The sequence below is a fragment of the Alkalispirochaeta americana genome, assembly GCF_900156105.1.
GTDB lineage: Bacteria > Spirochaetota > Spirochaetia > DSM-27196 > Alkalispirochaetaceae > Alkalispirochaeta > Alkalispirochaeta americana.
This window is the reverse complement of record NZ_FTMS01000008.1, coordinates 33,365-56,424: the sequence shown is the minus strand read 5'-3', so window position 1 is coordinate 56,424 and position 23,060 is coordinate 33,365. Positions and strand designations below refer to the sequence as shown.

Sequence of the window (23,060 nt, the reverse complement as noted above, 5' to 3'; positions counted from 1 at the left end):
TCTTCCGGCGGGCTGGCCCCGGGCCGGGCTGGCTCCCGGTGGGCTGGCCCCTGGCCGGGCTGGCCCCGGGCCGGGCGGTTATTGAACCAGTTTGAAATCGGAGTTGGTGTGGAACGCCACCTTGGGGTGTTTCTCCATATTCGAGTTCAGGACCCATTCTGATTCGGCAAGATAAACGGGCTTCTCGTCTTTGTCGTGGACGATATTCCTGTCCCGGAAGCGGAGGAACTCCTCCAGGGCCTGGGGATCTTCCGAGCTGATCCAGCGGGCCTGGCTGTAGGGGAGGGGCTCGAACCTGCAGGCTGCGCCGTACTCATGCTCCAGCCGGTAGGAGATGACCTCGTATTGCAGTTCTCCCACGGTTCCCACGATAAGCTTGTTCTTTCCCTGGGTGAACATCTGGGCCACCCCTTCTTCGGTGAGCTGGCTGATACCTTTATGGAACTGCTTTGATCGCATGGGATCGGCGTTCACCACTTCCTTGAAGATAGCCGGCGAGAAGCTGGGAATCCCCTGAAACTCCAGGAGCTCTCCCTCGGTGAGGGTATCCCCGATCTTGAGATCACCCCGGTCGTAGAGACCCACCACATCACCGGGAAAGGCCTGATCGACGACCTGTTTTTTCTCTGCCATGAAGCTGTAGGGGCTGGTAAACCGTACCTGTTTGCCCTGGCGAACATGGAGAAACGCTTTGGACCGCTCGAAGGTCCCGGAACAGATCCTGAGAAAGGCGATCCGGTCGCGGTGGCGAGGATCAAGATTTGCATGAATCTTGAAGACAAAGCCGCTGAAAGAGGGTTCATCGGGTTCCACCGTTCGAAGATTGGTCTCCCGATGCAAGGGAGGGGGGGCGATCTCCACAAAGGTTTCCAGAAGCTCCCGGACGCCAAAGTTGTTGAGGGCGCTACCGAAAAAGACCGGGGCAAGGGCTCCCGCCAGATAGTCCTCCCGGGAGAATGAATCGTAGACCCCTTCAATAAGCGCCACATCCTCGCGGAGCCGCCGGGCATTACTCCCTACCTGCTGATCCAGGACCGGATCGTCCAGGTCTTTCACCAGGAGACGTTCCTCTTCCACGACAGTTTTTCCCGGTCGGAACAGGTGGAGGTTTTTTTCGTGGAGGTTGTAGACCCCGCGAAAATCCTTGCCGGCGCTGATCGGCCAGGAAAGGGGCCTCAGGCTGATCTGCAGTTTCTCTTCCAGTTCGTCCAGGAGTTCAAAGGGGGGGCGGCCTTCCCGGTCCATCTTGTTGATGAAGATCATCACCGGCGTGTCCCGCATTCGGCAGACCTTCATCAGTTTTTCCGTCTGCTCCTCAACCCCCTTCACGCTGTCCACCACGAGGATCACGCTGTCCACAGCTGTGAGGGTCCGATAGGTGTCTTCGGAAAAGTCCTTGTGACCCGGTGTATCGAGAATGTTTATGAGTTTTCCCTGGTAGGGGAAACTCATCACCGCTGTTGCCACGGAGATTCCCCGTTGCTTCTCGATTTCCATGAAGTCTGAGGCAGCGGTCTGGGTGATCTTGTTGGATTTCACCGCTCCGGCAGTGCGGATGCCACCTCCGAAAAGCAGAAGCTTTTCCGTGAGGGTGGTCTTTCCTGCATCGGGGTGGCTGATGATCGCAAAGGTTCGTCGTCGTTGTATTTCGTCTGTTTGTTTCATGGGTGTGTTTTATGCTGTCTGCGTCGTGCCATATCTGTCATGTCGTGATTACAGAGTGCCTCTTGGAGCCCGTTGTGTGGGTGCGCGCGCTGTGATGAGTGCCCGGTGAGCGCTAAACCTTTAATATAAACTGGGCAGTATAGAAATATATCAAAAGACCCGTGATGTCAACGATAGTTGTCAGGGCGGGGCTGGCGATTACTGCCGGGTCTTTATTGAAGCGGGCCACAACCAGGGGAAGCATCGCTCCGATCAGGGTTGCCGATACCACCTGAAACCCCAGGGCAGCAGCTATTGCCACAGCAATCTGGATAAGCATGTATTCTTCGGGAATAGTTGATCCGGCTCCCATGAGCATGACCCGTCCAAACGCAAGGGCCGCCAGAAGTATCCCCAGGTAGACCCCGACGTGCACCTCCTTGAGGATTACCCGAAAAGCGTCCCTGGGGGTTATCTCGTTCAGTGCCAGAGCCCGAATCACCAGGGACGCAGACTGACTTCCGGTGTTTCCTCCCGTGTCGGCCAGCATGGGCATAAAGGCGGCAAAAATTGCAAACTGGAGCAGAAAGCCCTCGAAGTTCTGCACGATGAACCCCGACGCAAGGCCCAGCACTGCCAGTCCGGCAACCCAGACAGAGCGGTTTCGGAAGTGCCCCCAGGCGGAGGTTCTCATATAGACTCCTGCCTCATGGCGTCCGGCGATAGCCATGAGTTTTTCCATATCCTCGGTCTGTTCCTGCGTGATAACGTCGATCGCGTCGTCGTGAGTAATGATCCCCACCAGAGCTTCGCTCTGATCGATCACGGGAAGCGCCAGGAGGTCGTACTTCTGAATCTTGCGGGCGGCCTTCTCCTGATCTTCCTCCACCGATATGGAGATCATGTCCTGGTGCATGATTTCCGAGATCTTTCGGTGCCGGGGCGCCAGGATGATATCTTTCAGCGAGACAAACCCCATGAGCCGCCGCTGGTCGTCCACAACGTAGGCGTAGTAGATCGTTTCCCGGTCGGGGGCGATGGTACGCAGATACTCAATGGATTGTTCCGCCGTGAGATTCGGTGGAATCGAGGCGTAATCGGACGTCATGACGGAACCGGCAGTTCCTTCCTCGTAGGAGGTAAGGCGGCGTATATCCTCCCGTTCTGCCTGAGCCAGGGCAGGAAGGATTGCGTCGGTCCGCTCGTCGGGGAGGCGCTTGTAGAGATCGGCCCTGTCGTCGGGAGGGAGGTGGGTGAAGAGGCTGATCATCTCGTCCCGGGAAAGGAGATCCACCAGATCCAGCTGTGTCTCGGGGTGGAGATGGCTGAAGACCTCGGCGCGGGTTTCTGGTGAGGCATGGCGCAGGACGAACCGCAGGTCTTCGGACGGCAGATTCGAGACATGGTCAGCGATGATTACAGGCTGCGTCCCGACGCAGAACTGGCGCAGGGTTGTTTCGTCCCCTGTTGAAAGGAGCTCAGCGATGTCCAGGGTTTCCAACTCTTCTGCTGTCATGATTCACCTCCAGAAACGAAGAAATAGAACGGAGAAACAAAAATAAAGAAGCACACACAACGGGGCTGTTGAAGACCAGGAGGCGAGGGATGAATCAGCGCCGGGCTTTTTCCCTCTCGTATCCTCCTGCCGCTCGCAAAGGTCCAGGATCGCCTTCACTATCGCTCACGGGTTCTCCTCAGGGTACGAGATGGGTTTCTGCCGACGGCAGGATTGCAGAAAATAATAATACACACCTGCCCGGTCTGTCACGAGGGAAGGGAAGAAAAAATGCCCTGAAATATGGCTTGACAAGGGGGGCAGGGTGAGGGGCCCCGTGAACCAGGTGCGGCTCAGGGACCCCTATGGCGGGTGTGTTATCAAGTATAGACCTCTTTCCACAGGGGCGCCAGCAAAAAGCACCCTTCGGGGCTCTTCAGGTGATGGTTACCGCTGGGGACCTTGGACGGCTATGGCAGGAGGCGGATCTTTCACAACAATGACGATGTGGGGAAAGGTGAGCGCCTGGGTCACCACCTGGTCCGGATCGGGCCCTTTCTCGGCGATATGGATTGTCAATTCCCGGGAGGTGCGGGAGACTCGTTCCAGCTCAAGCTGGTACCCTCCGGTGGTGCGGGTTCCCGCGAAAAAGACGATTGCCGCCTCATTGGAGAAGTCCAGGGATCGGGATATCTTGCGGATCATTTCCGGCGACAGGTCGGCCTTGTCCAGGTCCTCCCGGGACCGGATGATGTGAATGGCAGCACGCCGTCCCCCGTCGTTACCGGCAGAGAGAACCCGCTCGGAAGCAGCGTTTTCCCGTTCCCCTCCTGCATGGGCAGGCCAGGGGAGGAAAAAGATCCCTGCCAGGAGAAGGATACCCGGAACCAGTGCCATCACCGGAGCGATTCTGCAGTTTCTGACGTCTTTCATGGAGATAAATATACCACATCGGCTGGCCACAGACCGGTTTCGTTTCTATAGTATCGCCGTGGTACCACTGTTTTTGCTCGATCAGGAAGAACTCCTCTCCCGGATTCCCCGGCTCCTGGCCTCGGAGGGAGGGGAGTTTTGCCTCTCCTCCCGCATGGACCCCGAAATGATCGCTGCCTGCTGCTCCCGGGGATATCTTCCCATGGCTGTCAGCTCGGGAGGGAAATCCCTGCTTCTGATAAAGTGCCACCATCGCCGAATGGTCCTGGACTTCGGGAATCTCCATGTCTCGCGGAGCACCCGGCGACGGGGGCGACGAGAGGATCTCTTCCTCTCGGTTGACCAGGATATTCCCGATATTTTCCGGGGGATTGCCCGGCAACATCGGGAGAACTGGCTGCTTCCGGCCTTCCAGGAAGCATTGCTGGCCCTTCACCGGGTTCCCCTGCGAGGCGTCTCGGTTCATGGGGTGGCGCTCCGTACCGGCGAGGGTCAGGTTGTGGCCGGCGAGGTAGGGTATCGCTGCGGCGCGGTGTATACAAGTCTCTCGGGGTTTCACAGTCGCGATGGAGCCGGCTCGGTCCAGATGGGTTCCCTGGCCCGGCTTCTCGAGCGCCAGGGTTTCTGTTTCTGGGATCTGGGGATGGAGGTGGATTACAAATATCGCCTGGGTGGGCATCCACTGGGCAGGCAGGAGTTTCTCCGGAGATACCGGGCGGCTGCCCGGCAGATGCCGGCGCCCCTCCCCCGGGCGACAGAGGCTGCCCGGCTCCTGCTGGAACGGGGTGCTCCCGATCTTTCCGGAGAGGACGGCCGGATCAGGTCCCGGGCGAAGGCTCAAGAGGGATCTGGTGTTCCCGGGGAAGATCGAGCCGGATAAGCTCCCCCCGGGAGAGGTTCTGCCGTGTCGTCAGGGTTAACTCTCCCAGAGAAGTTTCCACTTTGTACTCCCACCAGGAACCGTAGTAGCCTTCTTCGGTTACGCGGCCCGACAGGGGGCCCCGGCTGTCCAGGCGCAGGTGCTCGGGGCGAATCATGTGGGGGCGTTTATCCGTGGCCGATCCGGGAGCGTTGAACATGCCGGGGATAATATTGGCAGCCCCCAGAAAGCGGGCGGCGTACTCTGTGCGGGGCCGCTCGTAGAGTTCCAGGGGAGTTCCCTGATCCTCCAGGATCCCCTGGCGGAGCAGGAAAATCCGGTCCGAGAGGTAGAGTGCCTCGGTCCTGCTGTGGGTGACAAAAACTGTGGGAATGCGCAACTCCCGCTGCACCCTCAGGAGATGCCGCCGCAGAGAGGCCCGACGTTCCGGATCAATCGCCGAGAAGGGTTCGTCCAGGAGCAACGCTTCCGGCCCCGGAGCAAGGGCCCGGGCAACGGCCACGCGCTGCTGTTCTCCGCCGGAGAGGGTGTGCACGGGGCGCTTCCCGAACCCTCCGAGTCCCACCAGCTCCAGAAGTTCCTCCACGCGGTGGCGTTGCTCCGGGCGGGGCCGTCCTTGAACCCTGAGACCGTAGGCGATATTCTGGCTCACATCGAGGTGGGGGAACAGGGTATAGTCCTGAAAAACGTAGCCCAGGCCCCGCTCCTCCGGCGGGAGATTGGTTACGTCCCGACCGTTCAGGATGATCGAACCCCGGTGGGCTTTCTCGAACCCCGCCAGGATTCGCAAGGTGGTGGTCTTCCCGCTCCCGCTATGACCGAGCAGGGTAACCAGCTCCTCCCGGGTCACCGAGAGATCGAGGGCAAGGCGGAAATCGGGATACTCCCGGACGATGTCCGACAAATGAATCACAGCCACTCCTTGGATCGGGTTGTAGAGGTGGCGTCGATCACAAGAAAGGCCGCTGCCACGACGAGAATATACCAGACCCCCAGAGCGAGTGCTACATCGAAGCTCTGAAACCCGATCAGGCGGTACATTGCCACGGGAAAGGTGACAATCTCACCGCGGCCGATCGTGAGTACGGCCGTGAAATCGGCCAGGCTCAGGGCAAAGGCGAAGGTGTAGGCGTTGACCAGCCCCCGCCGCAACAGGGGAAGTTCCACCGTGGTGATCCTGGTCCACCGGGAGGCTCCCAGGCTTCGGGCCGTTTCCAGATACCTCAGGGGGATCGCCTCCAGGGCCGAGCGAACCGTTGCAAAAACCAGGGGAAAGGCCATCACCGCCTGGGTGATCACAATGAGCGGTCCCGAAGGAATCACCCCGCGCCAGAGAAGGCGCATGCCCAGGCTGAAGGTGACGCTCGATACTGCCAGAGGCATCTTCGTCATGGTGTCCACCCAGGGGGTTCGGAGACCGCGCAGACTGCGGGCCGCTGCCAGGGAAAGCAGAACCGTAATCAGTGCCGAGAGCGCAGCGATACCCAGGCTGGTGGCCACCACCTCGGGAAAGGTGGCCCGAATAATCTCATAGACTTCCCGCTCGCCGATTTTCCCTGTTCGGAGCGCCCGGAAGGCCGCAAGTGACCAGGCGGAGGAGATTCCTCCGGGGCGGAGAGACCGCACGAGAATTGCCGCCAGGGGACCAAAGAGAAAGAGCCCCAGGGTTCCCCAATAGAGAGAGCAGACCAGCCGCCGGGTCCGGGAGGCGTCCTTCCACAAAGCGATGGTTCGTACCTGTCCTTCCCGGGGAGGGCGGACATGACGGTCGGCCAGAAGTTGAAGCAGGAGAACCACGGCAGCACACAGAAGAAGCTGCAGGAAAGCCAGGACACCGGCAGCTCCCAGGTTCAGGTTGGTGAACATCTCCTGGAAGATCCTCACTTCCAGCGTCGCGTAGCGGACTCCTCCAAAGACCAGGACCACGCCGAAACTCACAAAGCAGTAGAGAAAGACCACAGCCCAGGCCGAGAACAGCGAGGGGGCCAGGAGTGGTGCGTAGAGGCGGCAGCTTCTTCCGGGGGAGGATTCTCCCAGACTGAGCGAGACCTCCCTCAGCCGGTCGTCCAGGCGGCGCCATCCACCAGCTACTGTCCTGAGGGCCACGGCGTAGTTGAACATCACATGGGCGATGATGATCCCCGCCGCGCTGTAGACCAGGGTGATATCTGTCCCGAGGATTCGATTCGCCACCCCCTGGCGTCCGTAGAAGCTGATCACTGCCAGGATTACCACCAGGCTGGGAAGAACAAAAGGAAGAAGCGTGAGGCTTTCGGCGATCCTTCGGCCGGGAAAGCGCAGGTTTGCCAGAAAATAGGCCCCGGGAAGGGCCAAGCCCAGGGACAGCGTTGCCGAGAGCGCCGCCTGGACGAAGCCAAACCGGACGCTTCGCCAGGTTGAAGGCCGGGAGAGTACTCGCAGGGCCTCCCCGGTCCAGGAGGAGAAGCCCTGGTCGAGAACTCCCGCCCCCAGGACCGCCACCACGGGCGGAACCAGGAGGGCCAGGAAGATCAGAAGGGCTAGCGCAGGACGTCTTCCCATGTCTCAAGCCAGCGGTCGAAATGGGCCTCGATGAGGTGGTTCTCCAGGGAGAGGGGCCGTTCCACGGGATCTCCGGCGGTAAAGGCCTCGGGAAGCTCCGCCTCGGGGTGCACGGGATACATGATCTGCGAGAGGGGGATCAGCTCCTGGAAAGGCCGGGACAGGAGAAACTCCAGGAGTCGTTCGGCGTTCAGCCGGTTTCGGGCTCCCCGGACGATCCCTGCCGCCTCTATCTGCATATACGCGCCCCCCTCGAGGAGGACGCTCTCGTAGCGGTGGGTCTCCTCGAAGTGGCGGTGGTAGGCGGGACTTGTCTCGTAGCTTACCACCAGGGGCGCTTCCCCCTGGGTATAGAGGCCGTACCCATCGGACCAGCCTCCCGTGACGGTAAGGATATTGGGGCGCAGGGCCTCCCAGAAATCGCGGTAGTCCCCCGGGAAGGAGCTGTTCTGCCCGGCTATGCCCGCTTCATTGTCGCCAAACTCCGCCACCGTCAGGAGCAGAAAGTTGCGACCCGGCGAGCTTGTGGCGGGATTGAGCATGATGATTTGCCGGGCAAAGCGTGAGTCCAGCAGATCGTTCCAGCTCTCGGGGGGAGCCAGGGGAGATGCACTATCGTAGTTCAGGCTGATATACCCGAAATCGTAGGGAATAAGGTAGTGTTCCGGGTCTATCAGCAGATCCCGGGGGATCTTCTCCAGGTTTTCCGGTCTGTAGGGTTCCAGGAGGCGGTCCCGGTGCAACCGGGGCAGAAAGGTGGCGTCGAGGCCTATTACTGCGTCTGCCCGGGGTGCCTCCCGTTCCAGGAAAAGCTGGGTATAGACCGCTCCGGTGTCACCCAGCCGCTGCAGATCAACCTGGACTCCGTATTCTTCCTCGAAATAGCTCGTGATAGCCCTCCGCAGGGTTCCCGGGAGGGAATCATAGCTATAGATCACCAGGGAATCCGTTTCCTGACGCCGTTCTTCTATGGGTTCCAGGGGCTGCTCCTGCCGCCCTCGGGCGAGAGCTGTTCCGGGGAACGTGAATCCTGCAATCGCCAGAGCTGTCAGAACCAGGGCGAGTCGTTTCATGGTCATGGGGTCCTTCCTTTGTCGTGCCGTGCCGGAGGCAGACCCGGAGAAACCCTGGCAGGGTGTGCAGGGCTGGAGAGGCGCAGCTCAGGGTAATGGATCGATTGTTTTACTCTGGACATGTTCCCTCCGCCAGCATTACCTGGATCAGGTTCTCTGGGTGTGATCTCAGCCGCTGCCCGTCTCAACGAGACCGGTGCAACAGCACCCCTCCGAAATTACGTGCTAAATATAGGTCCCCCCCATGATTCCGTCAACAACCTGAGGGCAGGGAGACCTTCGGGAAAGAGGCTGTCGCCAGTAAACGGAAAATATGCTACAGTTCCCGGCGGAATCTTTCTATGCAACGCTACCCACGCCTTTTGACGCTTCTCTTCGGGCTTCTCTTCTCCATTGCCCTTTATTTTTCCGTTAGCACCATCGTTTCCCTTTCGGGGACGGTTTCCCGGGCGGGGAGCTCCGCCGCACCGCAGGAGTATCACCTGGCGCTCTTTATTCCTGATTCCCCTTCCCGGTTTTTCGAAGAGGTTCTCAACGGGGCCTCTCGCGCAGCCCGCTCCCTGGGGGCTGCTCTCTCGGTCCACCGGGGAGGAACCGAGAGCAGATCCTACCGGCTGGCGCAATATTCCGGTATCGACGGGGCGATCATCTATCCCGGTTCCAACCTGGATGAGATGAGGGCCTCCCTGGATCGGCTGAAACGGGCGGAAATCCCTCTGGTCCTTATTGAGCACGGTGTGACCGATGATCTTCCCTGGCCTCTGGTAGGAACCAACACGTTTGACGTGGGGCGAAAGATCGGGGAGCTGGCGCAGGATCTGACCGATGAGCCCTTGCGGATGGCCCTGGTGTACAGCGAGAAATCCCCGGGAATCGAATCGGAAAAAGACCTGGTAGAGCTTGGAATCAATACGTCTCTGGCCGATCACCTGATCTTGCCAATAATCAGAAAGCGCACCGGTCTGAACCCCCTGGACGCGGAGCATCTGGTCTATAATCTGCTCCACAAGGGGCCGGAGGTGGACCTGCTGGTCTTCACCGATACCAACGATACCCTGGCGGCGGTGCAGGTGGTGATCGATCTGAACCTGGTCGGGAGTGTCCAGATCATTGGAATGGGTATGAACAAGGCGATCTCGGATTATCTTGACCGGGGTATTCTGGCAGGGGTGATCGTGGTGAACCCCTACCGGATTGGCTTTGACGCCGTCCGGGTGCTTCTGAGCCACCTCAGGGAGGGCTATTCTGCCGGATATGTTGATACCGGTGTCGAGATGATCAGGGGAACCCCATGAGTTTGATCAGGAATTCCCTCCGAACGCATCTGGTGGTATCTGTTTTTGCGGGGCTGGCCTTTATCATCCTTTCCATGACCTACGTTCTGGGTGTTACCCTGCGGCTTCAGCATATTGTCAACGACCAGTTTCAGCGGGAGATCTCCTTCCAGGAACTTCAACAGCAGGTTGTGGGTTCCCGTCAGCCCCTGCTGGATTACCTTTCGAGCCGCTCTTCCCAGGCTCTTGCGGCGCTTCTGGTGGAGGAACAACGGTTGCGGGAGATGCTCCCTGAGGACCTGCCCCTGACCGATGATCCTCTGGATATAGAGTTGCGGGAACTCTTCTCTCATCTCGAAACGTATATCGCCCTGATCCAGGAGATCATCTTCCTGAAACGGGGACGGGTGATTGAGCAGTACACCGAGTTGTACGAGACCATGGAGGAGCTGAATGAACACATTTCCGATCAGATCGACAAGATCAGTCTCTTCGGCTTGCGACGGGAACTTGCCAACTACGAGGTGGTGATCGCCACATCGCGAAGACTCCTCTTCTGGAACCTCCTGGTGATCACCTTCGCCTTTCTGGGTTCCCTCTTCTGGATACTCTCGGTGATTCAGCGGGTGACCGAGCCCATGGACCGCCTGGCCTTCATGGCTGGTGAGATATCCTCGGGAAACTTCGAGGGTGAGGATATCTCTGTCCCTGCAGTCCGGGAAGTTGCCGTTGTGGTGAAGGCCTTCAACACCATGAAGCACGATATACGCCGGTATATCGCCGAGATCAACAAGCAGAAGCAGATCGAGCAGGGCTATTTGGCAGAAAAGCTTCGGAACATGAAGATGGAAGAACTTCTGAAACGGATGGAACTCTATACCATGCAGGCCCAGATGAACCCCCACTTTCTCTTCAACACCCTGAATACCGGTGTTCAGTTGGCCATCACGGAAAATGCCGAGCGCACCGCCGATTATATGGAACATCTGGCCCGGTTTTTCCGGAACAACGTGCGTGATCGCAACCTGATTATTCCCCTCCGCCAAGAGGTGGCGGGTCTTGATTCCTACTTGTACATACTGCGAATCCGTTTTGGAGCGGTCATATCCTTTCAGGTGGATATCCCCGATCATCTTGCCGATTGCAGCCGCGTGCCGGCCTTGATTTTGCAACCCCTGGTGGAGAACTCGGTGATCCATGCCTTTAAGGGAATTTCCCGGCAGGGCCTTGTGGCGATCCGCGCCCGCGAGGATGGAGATATTCTGGAGATCTCCGTGGAGGACAACGGGGTGGGTATTCCTCCCGGTGTGGCAGAGGAGCTGCTTCAGCGGAAACCCCAGGATCGAGACCGCCGTTCCCGGGTCATGGGGCTGGAGAATGTCATTCAGCGGCTTTATTTCTTTTACCCAAACCGGCAGGATGTGATCTCTCTGGAAAGCGTCCCCGAAGAGGGCACGGCGATCCGCATCCGGATTGACCCCCGGGAGGAACCATGTATTCCGTCCTAGTGGTAGACGACGAGGCTCCGGTCCTTGAGAGTTACTCCTATATGATTTCCCAGCGCAACGAGGAGTTCTTGCTCTGCGGAGCCGTCCAGTCGGGGGCGGAGGCCCTGGCGCTGGCACAAAAGACTCCCCCCGATATTGTCGTCATGGACATCGCCATGCCGGGCATAGACGGCCTCGATACGATTCGTGAGATGCAGCGCCTCCTGCCCGAGAGCGTCTACATTCTTTCCACAGCCTACGAGCGGTTTGACCTGGCCCAACGGGCGATCCCTCTTCACGTCTTTGCCTACCTTGTGAAGCCCGTCTCGAAGAAAACCTTTCTGCAAACCCTCGAAGACGCCCGGGCTCATCTGGAGGTTCGCAGCCACTCGCTGGAACAACGCCTCGAGGCGGTTCAGATCAGCGCCGAAGCTCTGGCCCGGGAAGAGCAGAATTTCCTCCTCTTGCTGACCTGGAAATCGATCGATCGGACTCAATGGGAAAAATACAAGCAGCTCTTCCGGTTCCAGTCGGACTCGGGCTACGTCCTGGCAGTCCGCTTTGGAAACCGCATCGGGGGAGGAGGAGAACGTCAGCGGCCTGGGAGGAACGAGTTGCTTCGGGTGGCTGGGAAGTTCGAACGCCGTTGCCGGTGTCTGTGGACGGAGTACACGGGACTGTTTCTCCTCTTTGTTCCGGAATGCGCAGGACAGGGGTCATCCGAGGGGTATCTCCGGAAGATCCTCCAGGAGGAACTTCCCCCGGAGACGGGGTTTCAGGTTGGTCGGGGGAGTGTTCAACCCTTTGATCGGCTCTTTATCTCCTGCGACGAGGCCAGGCGAGGGTGTCTGCAGGACGAGGGCGGAATCAATGATTCTTTCGTGGTTCAGGATCAGGAGCTTCGGAAGTTGCGGAGGATGGCCGCTCGGGCCCATTCGCTGGATGATATTTATCATCAGGCCTGCCGATGCTGGGATCAGGAATTTTCCCTCTTCCCCTTCCCCCTGGCAAAGGCCCGCCTGGTGGGATTCTTCACCCTTCTGCTGGATGATCTGGAGCGTCGTGTCGGAAATCAGGAGGCCGCCAGACAGGCAGGAGATCCGGCAGAGCAAATTCTTTCAATCGAGACCCGTCAGGAGTGGGATGCCTGGGCGGCCCGAACCCTGGGGCTGATCATCACCCTGGGGAGGGATGCCTCCTTGCAGAACCTCCCCCAGCCGCTGCAGCGGGCCGTCCAATACATTAATGCAGAGTACGCCCGGCCGCTTCACCTGGCCCAGCTGGCAGAGCTCTCGGGGGTCTCCACGGGCCATCTGAGCCGGCTCTTCTCGGAGTGGCTGGGGACAACCTTCAACGATTATCTGAACCGCTGTCGCCTGACCGCCGCCGAGGGCCTCCTGCGTGAAAATCGCTTGTCGGTGAAAGAAATTGCCTTTACTGTGGGGTATCAGGATCCAAACTATTTCGGGCGAACGTTCAAACGCTACAAGGGTGTTTCGCCCTCCGCCTACGGATCTTCCGGGGGGACGATATGACCAACGATGTGACCAACGGTATGACCAACGGTATGACCAGGGCCATGATCAGCGGTAAGGCCGCCAGAAGAGCTGTTTCCGGGGGTTCCCTGTCCTGCCTGTTCTTTCTGCTCCTCCTCGTTGTGCCGATGACCTTCCTGAGCGGCTGCGGTATTGCGCAGGAGGAAGAGGGGTCCCCTGTCGGGAAGGGCGTTACCATCGGCTTCTCCGTCGCCACCGACACCTTTGTTATCGAACGGTGGAACAAGGATATAAAGATTTTTTCCAGCGCCGCCGGGCGTCTCGGGGCCGAGGTCCTGCTCCAAACCTCTGCAGGCGGTGCCCAGGCCCAGATTAATCAGATCCGGTATCTCCTGGACCAGGACATCGATGTTCTGGTGGTACTCCCCCACGACACGGCCATGCTGGCCGGGGTGGTGCGGACCGCCAATGATCGGCGGATACCGGTTATCTCTTACGACCGGCTGATTCAGGGAGTTCCCGTGAGCGCCTATGTATCCTTCGATAACGAGGAGGTGGGGCGGCTCTTCGGCAGAGCTCTGATAGAGGCCGTTCCCCGGGGAAACTATCTGGTCGTGAACGGTGCCGAGACGGACAATAACAGCTACCTTCTGAACCAGGGGCTCTTTCAGGTGCTGAAGGCGCCCTTGGCATCGGGGGATATCTCTGTAGTGGACGAGATATGGCTTCAGGCCTGGAGTTCCGACGAGGCTACAGAACGGATTCGCCGGGTTCTGGACCGTACCACCGATATCGATGCCATCGCAGCGGGAAACGATCAGATCGCCAACGCCGCAATCCAGCTTCTGGCGGAGCGGCGTATGGCGGGCCGCGTAGCCGTGGTCGGGCAGGACGCCGATCTGCTTTCGTGCCAGCGGGTCGTTGAGGGAATCCAGCTCATGACTGTCTATAAACCGATACAGCAACTCGCTACACGGGCTGCTGCTCTGGCGGTGGATCTTGCCGAAGGGACGCTTCCTGAACCGGACCGCTATATGGATAACGGAAGTGGTCAGGAGATCCCCTTTTTTGTGGAGATGCCCCAGGCCGTCTTCCGTCACAACATGGACGAGACGGTCATCCGTGATGGCTTTCACAGTAAGGAAGCGGTGTACCGCACCACAGCAGGACAAAATTGATGCGCTTTTTGTCTTGATTTGGAGAATCCCCGTGACACGGTGCGGTTTTTGTCCGATGGATGAGTCTTTTTTCCGATAGCGCGAAGGTCTTCGCCACCTCCACAATAGGATCAATCTCAACACAAAGGAGTGTGTATGAAACGGATTGGTCTTATACTTTCGGCGCTGGCCCTGGTGGCAGCGGTTTCTTTTGCCGGAGGGCAGGGGGAAAGAGGTGGTCTTGATATCGGAATCGCCATGCCTGAAACCCACGTGGAGCGATGGCAGCAGGATGGAGCGGCCCTTCTCGCCGGGGCCCAGGAACTGGGATATTCCGCCGAAGTTGCCTACGGTGACGCCGATCAGGGGCGTCAGAACCAGCAGATTCAGGATTTCATTACCAAGGGTGCCCGCCTTCTGATTGTGGGAAACATCAACGAAGGTGTGAACGCCGTGGTGCGGGAAGCTGCCTACGAAGATATCATCGTCATCGCCTATGACCGGCTGATCACCGGCTCCGATGCCTACGACTACTACATCACTTTTGATAACTTCAAAGTTGGTCAGTTCCAGGGGCAGGCGATCGTGGACAAACTGGATCTGGATGCGGTGGGGGCTGATAATCCCAAGCACATTACCCTCTTTGCCGGATCTCCCACGGACAACAACGCGAACTTTTTCTTCGATGGAGCCATGTCGATTCTGCGGCCTCACATCGAACGGGGTGCCCTGAACGTGGTTGGACCCGCCCCTCTAAGATCCTCCGATGGAGCTTTTACACGGATCGCCACGGAAAACTGGCGCGCTGAAGTTGCCAAGTCCCGCATGGAAAACCTTCTGAGCAACGATGCTCGTGATGTTACTCTCGATGCCGTTCTTGCTCCCAACGACACCTTGGCTCGGGCAATTATCGAAGCTCTCGCGGCCGATGCAAAGTACGACACCACGGAGAAGCTTCCTGTTGTAACCGGTCAGGACGCCGAACTCGCGTCAGTTCAGTCTATTCGCGACGGTCGACAGTACATGACTGTCTTCAAGGATACCCGGCTGCTTGCTGAGGGAGCCATCAAGCTGGCCGACGCGCTTCTCTCGGACCGGAGCCCCTCGATTCCCGGTGCCCGCCTGGATACCGAAACCTACGACACGGGAATGAAGGTTGTTCGTTCCTACCTGTTGGAGCCGATCAACGTGACCCGCGAGAACTACCGGGAGGTTTTGATCGACAGCGGATACTACTCTGAGAGTGCTCTTCGCTAGGAATGCATCCACCGGGGGCACACGCCTGAGGTGTAACCCCGAAGGTGTAAATCAGACAGGAAACCGTTGAATAGTCCCGATGGGTGGACCCCCTTCCGGTGATGGAAGGGGGCTCTCCCGACGATGGCGGGGATACGGTTTTCCTCCTTCCGGTGTCCCGCCAGAACTCCGGCTGGTTTCAGCCCGATTCTTCGGGATTCGTCGAACACAGAAACGTCCAGGATGTACAAATGAATAGCGATTATATCCTAGAAGTGAGAAACGTAACCAAGGAGTTCCCCGGCGTGCGCGCCTTGGACGATGTTTCGATTCGCGTGAAACGGGGAGAGATTCACGGCATCTGCGGTGAAAACGGTGCCGGAAAATCAACACTCATGGGGGTAGTGAGCGGTGTTCATCCCCGGGGAAGTTATCAGGGCACGGTGCGTGTCAAGGGAAAAGAAACCAGCTTCCGCAGCGTTCGCGACAGCGAGAAGGTCGGGCTCGCCATTATGCACCAGGAACTTGCCCTGAGCCCTTATTTATCGATCTATGAAAACATCTTTCTCGGCCACGCCGAGACAAAATGGGGCATCATCGACTGGGATGATCTCCTGAGTCGTTCAAAGCCATTTCTTGAGCGGGTGGGTCTTAAGGACCGTCCTGAAACGGTTGTGAGCAAGATGGGGGTGGGAAAACAGCAGCTCGTGGAGATTGCCCGGGCGCTCTCAAAGAATACCGATATTCTCATTCTTGATGAGCCCACGGCCTCTTTGAACGACGACGAGAGCGAGAAGCTCCTGGAACTGATCCTGGAACTCAAGCGGGAGGGGCTCACCTGCATTATCATCTCTCACAAATTGAACGAGGTTCTGAGAGTAGCCGATTCCATCACAGTTATGCGTGATGGAAAATCAATACAAACCTACGACACCAAAGCCGATCAGGTGACTCAGGCGATGATTATTTCCGGCATGGTGGGCCGGGATATGACCCATATGTACCCTGAAAAAACAGCCCGCCCCGGAGATGTGGTCTTTGAGGTGAAGGACTGGACCGTCTTTCATCCGGAATATCATCACATGAAGGTGGTGGACAACGCCTCGTTCGAGCTGAAAGAGGGCGAGATTCTCGCTTTTTGCGGCCCCATGGGAGCGGGTCGAACGGAACTCATGATGAGTCTCTTCGGGAAATCCTACGGATCCAGTTGCAGGGGCAAGGCCTTCATCAGGGGCGAGTCCGTCGATTTTTCCTCACCCCGTGAGGCGATCCGGAACGGCCTGGGGTACGTCTCGGAGGACAGAAAAAGCCTGGGCCTGATTCTGATTCAGGATGTCAAGACAAATATTTCGAACTCGAGCTTGAACAGGATTTCGCGCTGGGGAGTGGTCGATGGCGATGCCGAAGTGGAATCTGCCGAGCGATATCGTCGATCGCTGAATATAAAGACTCCCTCAATCACCCAGCTTGTGAGGAACCTGAGCGGTGGAAACCAGCAGAAGGTGGTTCTGAGCCGGTGCCTTCTGGCGGAGCCCGAGATCTTCATTGTCGATGAGCCCACCCGGGGGATCGATGTGGGGGCAAAGTTCGAGATCTACACGATCCTCAATGAACTGGCCGCCGCCGGCAAGAGCATCATCATGGTTACGTCGGAGCTTCCCGAGGCAATCGGGATGGCCGACAGGATCTATGTCATGAACGAGGGTCGGATAAAGGGTTGCCTCGGTCGGGACGAAGCAACGCAAGAAAAAATTATGCACATGGCCTTGACCTGATCAGTGGCCGAATCAGCGGAGAAATAGAGATATGTCGGATACCAGGAATACATCGCCAACAGTTTCCCTGCACCAGCTGATAAAGGAGAACATTCGAAGTTACTCCATGTTCATCATGCTTGGTCTGATTTTTGTTGTCTTTTCGGTTTTTACGGGAGGTGTAAACTTCTCCCCCCGGAACATCTCGAATATTTTCATGCAAAACAGCTACATCCTCATTCTGGCGGCGGGGATGGTGCTTGTTATCATTGTGGGAAACATCGATCTTTCGGTGGGGTCTATCGCCGCCTTTACCGGGGCGATTTCTGCCATGATCTATAATACCGGCGTAGGCCTTCCCCTCACGGTTGTGTTTACCATGGCGGCCGGTGTGGGGATCGGCTTTTTCCAGGGTTTCTGGATCGCCTTTGCGAAAATTCCCGCTTTTATTGTCACCCTGGCAGGGATGTTGCTTTTCCGTGGTCTCACCTACGTGATAACCAACGTGAGCCCCATCGCTTTGCGCGATGACGGATTCCGCCAGATTACTTCGGGTTTCATCACTCTGGAGGCATTGCACATAGGGCGGGTTCATTATTTTGCCTGGCTTCTGGGTGGCCTCTGCTCGCTGGTCTGGGTTCTGATGGCTCTTCAGGAGCGACGAGGAAAGATGAAAAAGGGCTTCGAGATCCTTCCTCTGCCCGCTTTTCTTTTGAAAAGCCTCTTTGTTGTGGGAATGATCTTACTTCTCTCCTGGAAGTTCGCCGAGTTTCGGGGGGTTCCTGTGATCGTGGTTGTCCTTGCTGTGGTTGTGGGGGTTTTCACCTTCATCACCAAGCGAACGGTGATTGGCCGGTACATCTACGCCGTGGGAGGCAACGCAAAATCAGCGAAACTTTCGGGAATAAACTCCGAGATGGTTATCTTTGTGGTCCACACCATTATGGGGATGCTCTCGGGGTTAGCCGGACTGGTTTTCGCCGGGTATATGAACTCGGCACTCCCCCAGGCGGGACAGCTCTTCGAGCTTGATGCGATAGCGGCCTGTTTTATCGGCGGTGCTTCGGCATCGGGTGGTATCGGTACCATTGTGGGTGCGATCATCGGCGGGCTTGTCATGGGAGTTATCAACAACGGGATGTCTCTCATGAACATTGGTGCCGACTGGCAGTACGTGGTGAAGGCCCTGGTCCTCCTCCTTGCTGTTTTCTATGACATCTATACACGGCGCAAGGCAGGGCTCGCCTGATCCTCGGGGGTGATTGAAGTCCGGGGGTGCGCGGCGCGATGGCTCGCCCTGAGAGAATACTCCAGGACGAGCCACGGGTCCTCCAGCAGGGGGCTCAGGCCCCGGCTGCAGCGCCCATAATTTCGGCCAGGTCCGCCTCCACCGTGGTGGTCACTTTCAGCCCGAAGGTTGAGACGAGAACTTCTGCTACGGCAGGACTCAGGAAGGCCGGCAGGGTAGGCCCGATCCTGACCCCCTTGAACCCCAGAGCCAGAAGCGCCAGGAGTACGGTGATCGCCTTCTGCTCGTACCAGGCGATGTCAAAATCCAGGGGGAGATCTTCCAGGCTCTCCAGACCAAAGGCCTCTTTCAGTTTCAAGGCTATCACTGCCAGGGAATAGCTGTCGTTGCACTGGCCCGCGTCCAGGACACGGGGAATCCCCCCGATGCTTCCCAGGTCAAGTTTGTTGTACCGGTATTTTGCACAGCCTGCCGTGAGGATCACCGTGTCGGGCGGAAGTGCTTTGGCCATGTCCGTGAAATAACTACGTCCCTTCTGGCGTCCGTCGCAACCTCCCATAACGATGAACTTGCTGATAGCCCCCGACTTGACCGCCTCCACCACCTTGTCGGCCAGGGCCGTCACCTGGGCGTGGGCAAAGCCCCCGGTGATTGATCCTGTTTCAAGTTCTCGAGGGGGATCGCAGGTTCTGGCGAGTTCGATGACCCGGGAGAAATCCTTCGCCGGGGAGCTGGCGCTACGATCGGGAATATGGGCCACCTGGGGAAACGCCACGAGACCCGTGGTAAAGATCCGGTCTTTGTAGCTTGCCTTGGGAGGGGTAAGGCAGTTGGTGGTCATCACAATGGGTCCGTGAAAGGATTCAAATTCCCGGTCCTGGGCCCACCAGGAGCTGCCGTAGTTGCCCACGAAATGGGAGTATTTTTTGAAGGCCGGGTAGTAATGGGCGGGCAGCATCTCCCCGTGGGTATAGACATCCACACCGGTTCCCCGGGTCTGTTCAAGCAGTTCCTGAAGGTCCTTAAGGTCGTGGCCGGAGATGAGTATTCCGGGATTTCCCCGAACTCCCAGCTCCACCTGGGTGATCTCGGGGTTTCCGTAGGTTTCGGTGTTGGCCCGGTCAAGGAGCGCCATGGCCGTGACTGCTGCGTGGCCCGTGGCGATCACGATCTCTGGCGAGGCCTCTCCTCGGTCAATTGCTGCCAGGAGACGCAGGATTTCCCGGTACAGATCGGTGTCCTCATACCCCAGAACCCGGGCATGGTCGGCGTAGGCGGCGATTCCCTTGAGACCGTAGATGGCGAGTTCTCCCAGGGCCCGTTTGTCGGGATCTTCTTCAGCCATCACCGAGGCCTGGCTTGCCCGGGCGAGGAGTTCGCTCGGGGTCGCGGCGTTCCACCGTGCCGCTTCGGTCAAATCGGTGTCCTTCACCGTTCCTGCCTGAAGGGAAGCAGCCAGAAGGCCTTCCTTGTGCCGCAGCACCTCAAGGATGGTCTGTGTTATCCGGGTGTCGTCAAAACTGACGTTGGTGACCGTCGTGAAGAGAGCCTCCAGAATCAGTCGGCCCGTCTCAAGGAGGGGCTGATCGTCCCGTTTTTTTTCGGCTTGGGGGATGGCATCGGCGACGGTGGCAAGGCCCCGGGCTGCGTAGACCAGCAGGTCCTGGAGGACTGCTGTTTCTCCGGTTTTCCCGCAGACACCTCTGACGGTGCACCCTGTGTTCCCCGCTGCTTCCTGACATTGAAAACAATACATACTCATGAACCGGTCCTCCTGATATGATCTGTGGTACACGAATCCAGCGCAATTCCGCGAGGATTCTTCCTGTGGCATCACGGGTACAGGATAGGCCCCCTGGAGCCGACGGTAATTGACGGAGGTCAAGAATGGCAGATCTTTTTACTCATCTTGGTGAGGATTTCATGGAACGTCTGGGAGATGGTCTTCCTTCGAAGAATATTGCCCGGGGAACGATTATCTTCATGGAGGGGCAGGAGGGGGATCACTTCTTTTGTCTCCTGCGGGGGCAGGTTCGGCTCTTTCGGTCCACCGGTGATGGTCGGGAGGTGACGCTTCATATGGTGGAAGCGGGGGATCTCTTTGCCGAGATTGTTTTGTTTGAGCGGGACACCTATCCGGCCAGTGCTGTGGCTGTCGAGGATTGCTCGATCAGGGCAATCCCCCGGGAGCGGCTTCTGGGCCTTTTGTCCGAGGCGCCTTTGCGGGAGGAGTTCATCAGAAATCTGGTGGGCAAGATGAGGTTTCTTTCGCAGCAGCTCTACGTTCTGGCTACCATGGACGTGCGGCAGCGCCTGGCCCGGTTTCTGGCGGTCCGGTTCGGTCAGGTCCCGTTGATCACTCTGGATTTGAACAAACAGGAAACCGCTGCAGCGATCTCGGTGCGGCCCGAGACGCTCTCCCGTGCCCTGGCCGCCCTGAAAGATGAGGGCCTCCTGGGCTGGTCCGGCAAGACCATCACCGTGGACCCCCGATTCTGGAAAGATATCTAGCGGCGAAGGGCCGGACCTGAAAGCCGGGGAACTTGTCCCGGTCCGTGGCTTCGGGCTAGGCTGGGTCTCTATGACAGTGATGGAGAATCCCGGGGAAAGAGGGAACGGGCAGGAGCATCAGGAGACGATGGTCCTGCGGGACCGGCGGCAGCGATTGCCCCCGAAGGAGGTAACAGCCAGGGCAGCCCGGTTTTTTCGGGGCATGGCGGATCCGACCCGTCTGCGGATACTGGTGGCGCTGGCTCAGGAATCAACCTGCGTGGGGGATCTCTGCATTCTTCTTTCCATGGAACAGTCTGCCGTATCGCACCAGTTGCGTCTGCTCCGGGAACTCAGGCTTGTGTCTGCCCAGCGACGGGGGCGGCACATGGTTTATTCTCTGGAAGATGACCACGTGCTGCAGCTTGTGCAGGGGGCCGTGGCTCACGCCAGCCATTCTCCATGTCGGGGCTAATCTTCCCGCCGCCCCTCAAGCTCTTCCCATCGTTCATAGGCCCGTGCCAGTTCCTGGCCGACCTCGTCGAGCCTTCGAGAGAGTTGGCCAGGGTCGTGTTCTGTCCCGCTGCCCGATTCCTGGCGGGCCATGGTGCGGTAAAGGTCCGGGTCGGAGAGTTTCCGGTGGATCTCTGCTTCCTCCTCTTCCAGAGCCGAGATCGCCTGGGGAAGCTCCTCCAGTTCTTGCTTTTCCTTGTAGCTTAGTCGTGTCTCGTTGCGACGTGGTTTGTTCCGCTCCCTGGTAGGCGAGGTGTTTTTTGTTTCATCGGTGTTATTCCGGGGCGTTTTGTCCTGGTTCTGGCGATCCCTCCAGTCTCCATAGCCTCCGGCGTATTCCTGAACGGTCCCGTCACCGGAAAGCACCAGACAGTCGGTGACCACGTTATCGAGGAACGCCCTGTCATGGCTTACCAGCAGAATCGTGCCCTGGTAATCCAGGAGGATCTGCTCCAGCAGTTCCAGGGTTTCTCCATCCAGGTCATTTGTGGGTTCGTCCAGGATCAGCAGGTTCGAGGGGCGGGCAAAAAATTTGGCCAGGAGCAGGCGGTTCCGCTCACCCCCCGAGAGGATGCTCACCGGTTTGTTTACCTCTTCACGGGAAAAGAGGAAATCTTCCATATAGGCCAGCAGGTGCCGGGTTTTCCCGTTGATTGTTACCGTATCGTAGCCGTCCCCCAGGTTCTCCCAGAGGGTTTTTTCCGGGTCCAGGGAACTGCGGAGTTGATCAAAATAGAGTGGCTGCAGGTTCGCCCCCCGGCGAACGCTTCCTGTTTGGGGGGTGAGCTCCCCCAGGAGCAGTTTGATCAGGGTTGTTTTGCCCGATCCGTTGGGGCCGACGATTCCCACCCGGTCGCCCCGCATGATCAGGGTCGAAAGGTTCTTGATAAGGGGGGGCTCGCCGGTGTCCCGGGCGACGGAATCGTAGGAGAAGGACAGGTCCTTGGTGGTGATCACCAGATCGCCCGATCGCTGGGCTGCTTCCAGGGAGATCTCAACGGAACCAATCTGTTCCCGGCGCTTCTGATAGAGGTTCCGCATTTCCAGGAGCCGCCGCACCCGGCCTTCATCGCGGGTGCGGCGCGCTTTTACGCCGCGCCGGAGCCAGGCCTCTTCCTTGGCCAGGTCCTTGTTGAACTGCTCCCACTGAGCTTCCTCATCGGAGAGGCGCTTGTCGCGGCGGCTGAGGAACTCATCGTATCCGCAGTCGTGGTGGTAGAGGGTTCCCCGGTCCAGTTCTCCCACGGTTTGGGCAAGTCGGCGTGCAAAGGCCCGGTCGTGGGTGACAAAGATTATCGCTGTGGAATGGCTTTTGCACAGTCTTTCCAGGTAGGTTTCAAGCCAGAGTACCGTGTCCAGATCCAGATGGTTCGTGGGTTCGTCCAGAAGAAGGATTTCTGCCGGGGTTGCCAGGGTTTGTGCCAGGAGCACTCGCCGCAGGGCACCCCCCGAGAGGGTTTCCACGGATGCCTCGGGCGACACGGCCAGGCGTGTAAGAAGCTGACGGGCTCCCTGCTCCCGGGAGGGATCGTTCCGGCTGGCCACGGAGAGAGCGCTGCCGGTGAGATCGGCGGGGAGATCCTGGCTCAGGAAGGTCGTTTTTGCCTCCTGATCACGGCGAACTGTGCCCCGGTCGGGAAGAAGATCCCCGGCGACTATCTTGAGCAAGGTGGATTTTCCCGTCCCGTTGCGTCCCATGAGGCAGATTCGATCCCCGGGGTTCACGTGGAGGTGCACGTCTTTGAGGAGAGAATCGCCGCCAAAGCTCAGGTCCAGATTATGTATACTCAGTATCGCCACGCCGCAGAAGCTACCACAGGAACTGCGTCTCGGCTATT

General features: G+C 58.4%; 18 protein-coding genes. 10 read left to right on the top strand and 8 right to left on the bottom strand.

Annotated elements, in window-relative coordinates; genetic code table 11:
• Positions 1-78: 78 nt before the first annotated feature.
• The 3 genes from BW950_RS07195 to BW950_RS07185 form a co-directional block, all read right to left on the bottom strand.
• A complete protein-coding gene (locus BW950_RS07195; RefSeq protein WP_076488618.1) occupies positions 79-1,665 on the bottom strand; it encodes a peptide chain release factor 3 in 1,587 nt (528 codons plus the stop codon).
• Between the two features lie 112 nt (positions 1,666-1,777).
• Complete coding sequence (gene mgtE / locus BW950_RS07190; protein WP_076488617.1) at positions 1,778-3,160, bottom strand: magnesium transporter; 1,383 nt, start codon at positions 3,158-3,160, stop codon at positions 1,778-1,780.
• Positions 3,161-3,586: 426 nt separating this feature from the next.
• Complete coding sequence (locus BW950_RS07185) at positions 3,587-4,072, bottom strand: protease complex subunit PrcB family protein (protein ID WP_083943841.1); 486 nt, start codon at positions 4,070-4,072, stop codon at positions 3,587-3,589.
• Between BW950_RS07185 and BW950_RS07180 the strand changes: the two genes are divergently transcribed.
• Positions 4,071-4,952, top strand: coding sequence for a GNAT family N-acetyltransferase (locus BW950_RS07180; protein WP_076488615.1), 882 nt, complete (start codon positions 4,071-4,073; stop codon positions 4,950-4,952). The genes BW950_RS07185 and BW950_RS07180 overlap by 2 nt on opposite strands.
• On the opposite strand, the gene BW950_RS07175 is transcribed toward BW950_RS07180, so the two are convergent.
• The 3 genes from BW950_RS07175 to BW950_RS07165 are packed head-to-tail and all read right to left on the bottom strand — an operon-like array spanning position 4,891 to position 8,572.
• On the bottom strand, positions 4,891-5,865 hold the full coding sequence (locus BW950_RS07175) for an ABC transporter ATP-binding protein (RefSeq protein WP_083943820.1): 975 nt from the start codon (positions 5,863-5,865) through the stop codon (positions 4,891-4,893). The two genes, BW950_RS07180 and BW950_RS07175, sit on opposite strands and share 62 nt — an antisense overlap.
• Positions 5,862-7,493, bottom strand: a complete 1,632-nt coding sequence (locus BW950_RS07170) for an ABC transporter permease (RefSeq protein WP_076488613.1) — start codon at positions 7,491-7,493, stop codon at positions 5,862-5,864. Before BW950_RS07170 ends, BW950_RS07175 begins: the two co-directional genes overlap by 4 nt.
• Positions 7,472-8,572, bottom strand: a complete 1,101-nt coding sequence (locus BW950_RS07165) for a thiamine ABC transporter substrate-binding protein (protein WP_083943819.1) — start codon at positions 8,570-8,572, stop codon at positions 7,472-7,474. The genes BW950_RS07170 and BW950_RS07165 overlap by 22 nt, the downstream gene beginning before the upstream one ends.
• A 335-nt stretch (positions 8,573-8,907) precedes the next feature.
• Between BW950_RS07165 and BW950_RS07160 the strand changes: the two genes are divergently transcribed.
• The 7 genes from BW950_RS07160 (at position 8,908) to mmsB (ending at position 18,219) form a co-directional block, all read left to right on the top strand.
• A complete protein-coding gene (locus tag BW950_RS07160; RefSeq protein WP_076488612.1) occupies positions 8,908-9,861 on the top strand; it encodes a sugar ABC transporter substrate-binding protein in 954 nt (317 codons plus the stop codon).
• Positions 9,858-11,348 carry a sensor histidine kinase gene (locus BW950_RS07155; RefSeq protein ID WP_200796801.1) on the top strand — a complete coding sequence of 497 codons (1,491 nt, stop codon included), beginning with the start codon at positions 9,858-9,860 and terminating at the stop codon, positions 11,346-11,348. Before BW950_RS07160 ends, BW950_RS07155 begins: the two co-directional genes overlap by 4 nt.
• The gene (locus BW950_RS07150; RefSeq protein WP_076488611.1) at positions 11,333-12,862 is read left to right on the top strand and encodes a helix-turn-helix domain-containing protein; all 1,530 of its coding nucleotides are present in this window, start codon (positions 11,333-11,335) and stop codon (positions 12,860-12,862) included. The genes BW950_RS07155 and BW950_RS07150 overlap by 16 nt, the downstream gene beginning before the upstream one ends.
• A complete protein-coding gene (locus BW950_RS07145; RefSeq protein WP_234969050.1) occupies positions 12,859-14,001 on the top strand; it encodes a substrate-binding domain-containing protein in 1,143 nt (380 codons plus the stop codon). Before BW950_RS07150 ends, BW950_RS07145 begins: the two co-directional genes overlap by 4 nt.
• Before the next feature lie 135 nt (positions 14,002-14,136).
• Positions 14,137-15,237, top strand: a complete 1,101-nt coding sequence (locus BW950_RS07140; RefSeq protein WP_076488610.1) for a substrate-binding domain-containing protein — start codon at positions 14,137-14,139, stop codon at positions 15,235-15,237.
• 230 nt (positions 15,238-15,467) lie between these two features.
• Positions 15,468-16,991 carry an ATP-binding cassette domain-containing protein gene (locus tag BW950_RS07135; protein WP_076488708.1) on the top strand — a complete coding sequence of 508 codons (1,524 nt, stop codon included), beginning with the start codon at positions 15,468-15,470 and terminating at the stop codon, positions 16,989-16,991.
• Positions 16,992-17,022: 31 nt separating this feature from the next.
• Positions 17,023-18,219: a multiple monosaccharide ABC transporter permease gene (gene mmsB, locus BW950_RS07130; protein WP_076488609.1), complete on the top strand. Its 1,197-nt coding sequence runs from the start codon at positions 17,023-17,025 to the stop codon at positions 18,217-18,219.
• Between the two features lie 94 nt (positions 18,220-18,313).
• Here the strand turns inward: mmsB and hcp are convergent, their stop codons facing one another.
• Positions 18,314-19,981: a hydroxylamine reductase gene (hcp, locus tag BW950_RS07125; protein ID WP_076488608.1), complete on the bottom strand. Its 1,668-nt coding sequence runs from the start codon at positions 19,979-19,981 to the stop codon at positions 18,314-18,316.
• Between the two features lie 125 nt (positions 19,982-20,106).
• On the opposite strand from hcp, the gene BW950_RS07120 reads away from it, so the two are divergent.
• The gene (locus tag BW950_RS07120; protein WP_076488607.1) at positions 20,107-20,730 is read left to right on the top strand and encodes a Crp/Fnr family transcriptional regulator; all 624 of its coding nucleotides are present in this window, start codon (positions 20,107-20,109) and stop codon (positions 20,728-20,730) included.
• 70 nt (positions 20,731-20,800) lie between these two features.
• A complete protein-coding gene (locus BW950_RS07115) occupies positions 20,801-21,184 on the top strand; it encodes an ArsR/SmtB family transcription factor (RefSeq protein WP_234969049.1) in 384 nt (127 codons plus the stop codon).
• Here the strand turns inward: BW950_RS07115 and BW950_RS07110 are convergent.
• Positions 21,181-23,022, bottom strand: coding sequence for an ATP-binding cassette domain-containing protein (locus BW950_RS07110; RefSeq protein ID WP_076488606.1), 1,842 nt, complete (start codon positions 23,020-23,022; stop codon positions 21,181-21,183). The two genes, BW950_RS07115 and BW950_RS07110, sit on opposite strands and share 4 nt — an antisense overlap.
• Positions 23,023-23,060 lie beyond the last annotated feature (38 nt).

Bases quoted from the DNA above. Each gene is read 5' to 3' on its own strand.
- BW950_RS07195 (WP_076488618.1), bottom strand. From the start codon at position 1,665: ATGAAACAAACAGACGAAATACAACGACGACGAACCTTTGCGATCATC.
- mgtE (WP_076488617.1), bottom strand. From the start codon at position 3,160: ATGACAGCAGAAGAGTTGGAAACCCTGGACATCGCTGAGCTCCTTTCA.
- BW950_RS07180 (WP_076488615.1), top strand. From the start codon at position 4,071: ATGGAGATAAATATACCACATCGGCTGGCCACAGACCGGTTTCGTTTC.
- BW950_RS07185 (WP_083943841.1), bottom strand. From the start codon at position 4,072: ATGAAAGACGTCAGAAACTGCAGAATCGCTCCGGTGATGGCACTGGTT.
- BW950_RS07170 (WP_076488613.1), bottom strand. From the start codon at position 7,493: ATGGGAAGACGTCCTGCGCTAGCCCTTCTGATCTTCCTGGCCCTCCTG.
- BW950_RS07165 (WP_083943819.1), bottom strand. From the start codon at position 8,572: ATGACCATGAAACGACTCGCCCTGGTTCTGACAGCTCTGGCGATTGCA.
- BW950_RS07160 (WP_076488612.1), top strand. From the start codon at position 8,908: ATGCAACGCTACCCACGCCTTTTGACGCTTCTCTTCGGGCTTCTCTTC.
- BW950_RS07155 (WP_200796801.1), top strand. From the start codon at position 9,858: ATGAGTTTGATCAGGAATTCCCTCCGAACGCATCTGGTGGTATCTGTT.
- BW950_RS07150 (WP_076488611.1), top strand. From the start codon at position 11,333: ATGTATTCCGTCCTAGTGGTAGACGACGAGGCTCCGGTCCTTGAGAGT.
- BW950_RS07145 (WP_234969050.1), top strand. From the start codon at position 12,859: ATGACCAACGATGTGACCAACGGTATGACCAACGGTATGACCAGGGCC.
- BW950_RS07140 (WP_076488610.1), top strand. From the start codon at position 14,137: ATGAAACGGATTGGTCTTATACTTTCGGCGCTGGCCCTGGTGGCAGCG.
- BW950_RS07135 (WP_076488708.1), top strand. From the start codon at position 15,468: ATGAATAGCGATTATATCCTAGAAGTGAGAAACGTAACCAAGGAGTTC.
- mmsB (WP_076488609.1), top strand. From the start codon at position 17,023: ATGTCGGATACCAGGAATACATCGCCAACAGTTTCCCTGCACCAGCTG.
- hcp (WP_076488608.1), bottom strand. From the start codon at position 19,981: ATGAGTATGTATTGTTTTCAATGTCAGGAAGCAGCGGGGAACACAGGG.
- BW950_RS07120 (WP_076488607.1), top strand. From the start codon at position 20,107: ATGGCAGATCTTTTTACTCATCTTGGTGAGGATTTCATGGAACGTCTG.
- BW950_RS07115 (WP_234969049.1), top strand. From the start codon at position 20,801: ATGACAGTGATGGAGAATCCCGGGGAAAGAGGGAACGGGCAGGAGCAT.